General features: G+C 55.0%; 3 rRNA genes. All 3 read right to left on the bottom strand.

The annotated features are described in order from the left end of the window. Positions 1-25 precede the first annotated feature (25 nt). The 3 genes from rrf to P5G46_RS15265 all read right to left on the bottom strand — a co-directional run bounded on the left by rrf (position 26) and on the right by P5G46_RS15265 (position 5,298). Positions 26-142: ribosomal RNA gene (gene rrf / locus P5G46_RS15275) — 5S ribosomal RNA — on the bottom strand. Positions 143-243: 101 nt separating this feature from the next. Further along, a 23S ribosomal RNA gene (locus P5G46_RS15270) occupies positions 244-3,356 on the bottom strand. A gap of 420 nt (positions 3,357-3,776) precedes the next feature. Beyond that, a 16S ribosomal RNA gene (locus P5G46_RS15265) occupies positions 3,777-5,298 on the bottom strand. The 16S, 23S and 5S rRNA genes sit together here, the layout of an rRNA operon. Positions 5,299-5,395 lie beyond the last annotated feature (97 nt).

The raw sequence follows: 5,395 nt of genomic DNA, 5'->3' as shown, positions 1-5,395 counted from the left end.
TTGGGTGGCCATTTCGTGTGAAGAAGTCCGGCGGTGTCCTACTCTCCCACAGGGTCCCCCCTGCAGTACCATCGGCGCTGAGAGGCTTAGCTTCCGGGTTCGGAATGTAACCGGGCGTTTCCCTCTCGCTATGGCCGCCGAAACACTATTGATGTTTCAAAAACCAACAACGATTATGTCATTGTTGTGTTCCCGACCGTACATCGAGAACCACTCAGTGGACGCAAGCACCAAAAACGGTGTGTTATCAAGTCATCGGCTTATTAGTACCGGTCAGCTTCACGTATTACTACGCTTCCACATCCGGCCTATCAACCCAGTAGTCTGGCTGGGAGCCTCTCACCCACAAGGGGTATGGAAGTCTCATCTTGAGGCCGGCTTCCCGCTTAGATGCTTTCAGCGGTTATCCATCCCGAACGTAGCTAATCAGCGGTGCTCCTGGCGGAACAACTGACACACCAGAGGTTCGTCCAACCCGGTCCTCTCGTACTAGGGTCAGATCCTCTCAAACTTCCTACGCGCGCAGCGGATAGGGACCGAACTGTCTCACGACGTTCTAAACCCAGCTCGCGTACCGCTTTAATGGGCGAACAGCCCAACCCTTGGGACCTACTCCAGCCCCAGGATGCGACGAGCCGACATCGAGGTGCCAAACCATGCCGTCGATATGGACTCTTGGGCAAGATCAGCCTGTTATCCCCGAGGTACCTTTTATCCGTTGAGCGACAGCGCTTCCACAAGCCACTGCCGGATCACTAGTCCCGACTTTCGTCCCTGCTCGACCTGTCAGTCTCACAGTCAAGCTCCCTTGTGCACTTACACTCGCCACCTGATTGCCAACCAGGTTGAGGGAACCTTTGGGCGCCTCCGTTACATTTTGGGAGGCAACCGCCCCAGTTAAACTACCCACCAGGCACTGTCCCTGAACCGGATCACGGTCCTAAGTTAGATATCCAGAGTGACCAGAGTGGTATTTCAACAATGACTCCACGAACACTGGCGTGTCCGCTTCACAGTCTCCCACCTATCCTACACAAGCCACACCGAACACCAATACCAAGCTGTAGTAAAGGTCACGGGGTCTTTCCGTCCTGCTGCGCGTAACGAGCATCTTTACTCGTAATGCAATTTCGCCGAGTTCGCGGTTGAGACAGTTGGGAAGTCGTTACGCCATTCGTGCAGGTCGGAACTTACCCGACAAGGAATTTCGCTACCTTAGGATGGTTATAGTTACCACCGCCGTTTACTGGGGCTTAAATTCTGAGCTTCGCCTTGCGGCTAACCCGTCCTCTTAACCTTCCAGCACCGGGCAGGCGTCAGTCCGTATACATCGTCTTGCGACTTGGCACGGACCTGTGTTTTTAGTAAACAGTCGCTACCCACTAGTCTCTGCGGCCACCACACCCTTTCGGAGCAAGTCCTAATAAGTGGATGGCCCCCCTTCTCCCGAAGTTACGGGGGCATTTTGCCGAGTTCCTTAACCACGATTCTCTCGATCTCCTTGGTATTCTCTACCTGACCACCTGAGTCGGTTTGGGGTACGGGCAGCTAGAACCTCGCGTCGATGCTTTTCTCGGCAGCATAGGATCACCCACTTTTCATCCGCATCGTGTCTCAGCCTGTATGAGTGACGGATTTGCCTATCACTCGGCCTACGCACTTGCACCAGGACAACCATCGCCTGGCTTGGGCTACCTTCCTGCGTCACACCTGTTAATACGCTAGCCGCACCAGCATGGGGTCGAGCGTTCACACAGACAACCATCACCCCGAAGGGATCCGGAAAATTCTGAGCTAGGACTCTTAGCACCACTGGATTAGCTTGGGCGGTTCTTCGCCGGTACGGGAATATCAACCCGTTGTCCATCGACTACGCCTGTCGGCCTCGCCTTAGGTCCCGACTTACCCAGGGAAGATTAGCTTGACCCTGGAACCCTTGGTCTTTCGGAGGACGTGTTTCTCACACGTCTTTCGCTACTCATGCCTGCATTCTCACTCGTGTCGCGTCCACGGCTGGGTCACCCCGCCGCTTCACTCGCGACACGACGCTCTCCTACCCATCAACACGGCTGGACCACGAAGGCCTACCAAAAATGTCAATGCCACAACTTCGGTGGCGTGCTTGAGCCCCGTTACATTGTCGGCGCGGAATCACTTGACCAGTGAGCTATTACGCACTCTTTCAAGGGTGGCTGCTTCTAAGCCAACCTCCTGGTTGTCTAAGCAACTCCACATCCTTTCCCACTTAGCACGCGCTTAGGGACCTTAGATGGTGGTCTGGGTTGTTTCCCTCTCGACTATGAAGCTTATCCCCCACAGTCTCACTGCTGCGCTCTCACTTACCGGCATTCGGAGTTTGGCTGACGTCAGTAACCTTGTAGGGCCCATCGGCCATCCAGTAGCTCTACCTCCGGCAAGAAACACGCAACGCTGCACCTAAATGCATTTCGGAGAGAACCAGCTATCACGAAGTTTGATTGGCCTTTCACCCCTATCCACAGCTCATCCCCTCAGTTTTCAACCTAAGTGGGTTCGGTCCTCCACGACGTCTTACCGTCGCTTCAACCTGGCCATGGATAGATCACTTCGCTTCGGGTCTAGGACACGCGACTGAATCGCCCTATTCAGACTCGCTTTCGCTACGGCTACCCCACACGGGTTAACCTCGCCACGTATCGCTAACTCGCAGGCTCATTCTTCAAAAGGCACGCTGTCACACCTACCAGGGGTGCTCCAACGGTTTGTAAGCAAACGGTTTCAGGTACTATTTCACTCCCCTCCCGGGGTACTTTTCACCTTTCCCTCACGGTACTTGTCCGCTATCGGTCATCTGGGAGTATTTAGGCTTATCAGGTGGTCCTGACAGATTCACACGGGATTTCTCGGGCCCCGTGCTACTTGGGATACTCTTCACGCCAAGAACAGGCATTTCGACTACGGGGTTCGCACCCTCTATGACCGGCCATTCAAAACCGTTCGTCTATACCCTCTTGTCACGTCGACTGCTCGGCAGAACAATCAGAAAAGTCCCACAACCCCCAACATGCAACGCCTGCCGGCTATCACACACGCTAGGTTTAGCCTCTTCCGGTTTCGCTCGCCACTACTCACGGAATCGCTGTTGCTTTCTCTTCCTGTGGGTACTGAGATGTTTCACTTCCCCACGTTCCCTCTACCCGCCCTATATATTCAGGCGGGAGTCACCAGGTACGCACGCGCCCTGGCGGGGTTTCCCCATTCGGACACCCTCGGATCAAAACTCGCTTATCAGTTCCCCGAGGCTTATCGCAGATTGCTACGTCCTTCTTCGGCTCCAGATGCCAAGGCATCCACCGTTTGCTCTTAAAGACTTGAAATCACATGAGCTGAATCGTCAAAAAATTGACTAATGATCTTTAAGATCATCTACACCACACAACCCCAAAAGGTTGCATGGAAGATGCTCGCGTCCACTGTGTAGTTCTCAAAGTACGGGCGGTACCCTCCCCCGACATGCCACAACCGTGACATCAGGAAAGAGCCCAGAGGAACAGCCACCAACCACAGAATCCGAAGACCCCGCAACCAGCGCCCGGCCCCTCAGGACCCAACAGCGTGCATGTACCCACCCCCACGACCCGAACCGTTCCTACAGCAAGCTGCGTACTAGACCCGAACCACCGGCATGAGCACCCCGTCAAATGTTCCACCCATGAGCTAACCGGCAGACACATTCGGTCTGATCCGGCGCCTGGACACCCAAGATCCGAAAACCCCGAGCGCCAGATGCTCCTTAGAAAGGAGGTGATCCAGCCGCACCTTCCGGTACGGCTACCTTGTTACGACTTAGTCCTAATTACCGATCCCACCTTCGACGGCTCCCTCCACAAGGGTTGGGCCACCGGCTTCAGGTGTTACCGACTTTCATGACTTGACGGGCGGTGTGTACAAGACCCGGGAACGTATTCACCGCAGCGTTGCTGATCTGCGATTACTAGCGACTCCGACTTCATGAGGTCGAGTTGCAGACCTCAATCCGAACTGGGACCGGCTTTTTGGGATTCGCTCCACCTCACGGTATTGCAGCCCTTTGTACCGGCCATTGTAGCATGCGTGAAGCCCAAGACATAAGGGGCATGATGATTTGACGTCATCCCCACCTTCCTCCGAGTTGACCCCGGCAGTATCCCATGAGTTCCCACCATTACGTGCTGGCAACATAGAACGAGGGTTGCGCTCGTTGCGGGACTTAACCCAACATCTCACGACACGAGCTGACGACAACCATGCACCACCTGTTCACCAGTGTCCAAAGAGTCCCGTATTTCTACGGTGTTCTGGTGTATGTCAAGCCTTGGTAAGGTTCTTCGCGTTGCATCGAATTAATCCGCATGCTCCGCCGCTTGTGCGGGTCCCCGTCAATTCCTTTGAGTTTTAGCCTTGCGGCCGTACTCCCCAGGCGGGGAACTTAATGCGTTAGCTGCGTCACGGAAACCGTGGAATGGTCCCCACAACTAGTTCCCAACGTTTACGGGGTGGACTACCAGGGTATCTAAGCCTGTTTGCTCCCCACCCTTTCGCTCCTCAGCGTCAGTTACGGCCCAGAGATCTGCCTTCGCCATCGGTGTTCCTCCTGATATCTGCGCATTCCACCGCTACACCAGGAATTCCAATCTCCCCTACCGCACTCTAGTCTGCCCGTACCCACTGCAGGCCCGAGGTTGAGCCTCGGGATTTCACAGCAGACGCGACAAACCGCCTACGAGCTCTTTACGCCCAATAATTCCGGATAACGCTTGCGCCCTACGTATTACCGCGGCTGCTGGCACGTAGTTAGCCGGCGCTTTTTCTGCAGGTACCGTCACTCTCGCTTCTTCCCTGCTAAAAGAGGTTTACAACCCGAAGGCCGTCATCCCTCACGCGGCGTTGCTGCATCAGGCTTCCGCCCATTGTGCAATATTCCCCACTGCTGCCTCCCGTAGGAGTCTGGGCCGTGTCTCAGTCCCAGTGTGGCCGGTCACCCTCTCAGGCCGGCTACCCGTCGACGCCTTGGTGAGCCATTACCTCACCAACAAGCTGATAGGCCGCGAGCCCATCCCAGACCGAAAAATCTTTCCAACCCCCACCATGCGATGAGAGCTCATATCCAGTATTAGACGCCGTTTCCAGCGCTTATCCCAGAGTCCAGGGCAGGTTGCTCACGTGTTACTCACCCGTTCGCCACTGATCCACCAAGCAAGCTTGGCTTCACCGTTCGACTTGCATGTGTTAAGCACGCCGCCAGCGTTCATCCTGAGCCAGGATCAAACTCTCCGTAAAAGAAAAATGCCCACCCAACCGGAATAAGGTCGGGACAGACGAGTTCAATCTGACCAAACAGGAAGTCAAAACTGACTATCCAGATGCCAACCCCAAA

The sequence above is a fragment of the Microbacterium mcarthurae genome (assembly GCF_046064585.1).
GTDB classification, from domain to species: domain Bacteria; phylum Actinomycetota; class Actinomycetes; order Actinomycetales; family Microbacteriaceae; genus Microbacterium; species Microbacterium mcarthurae.
Note: the sequence above shows the minus strand (reverse complement) of the source record. Positions and strands in the feature narration are given on the sequence as shown.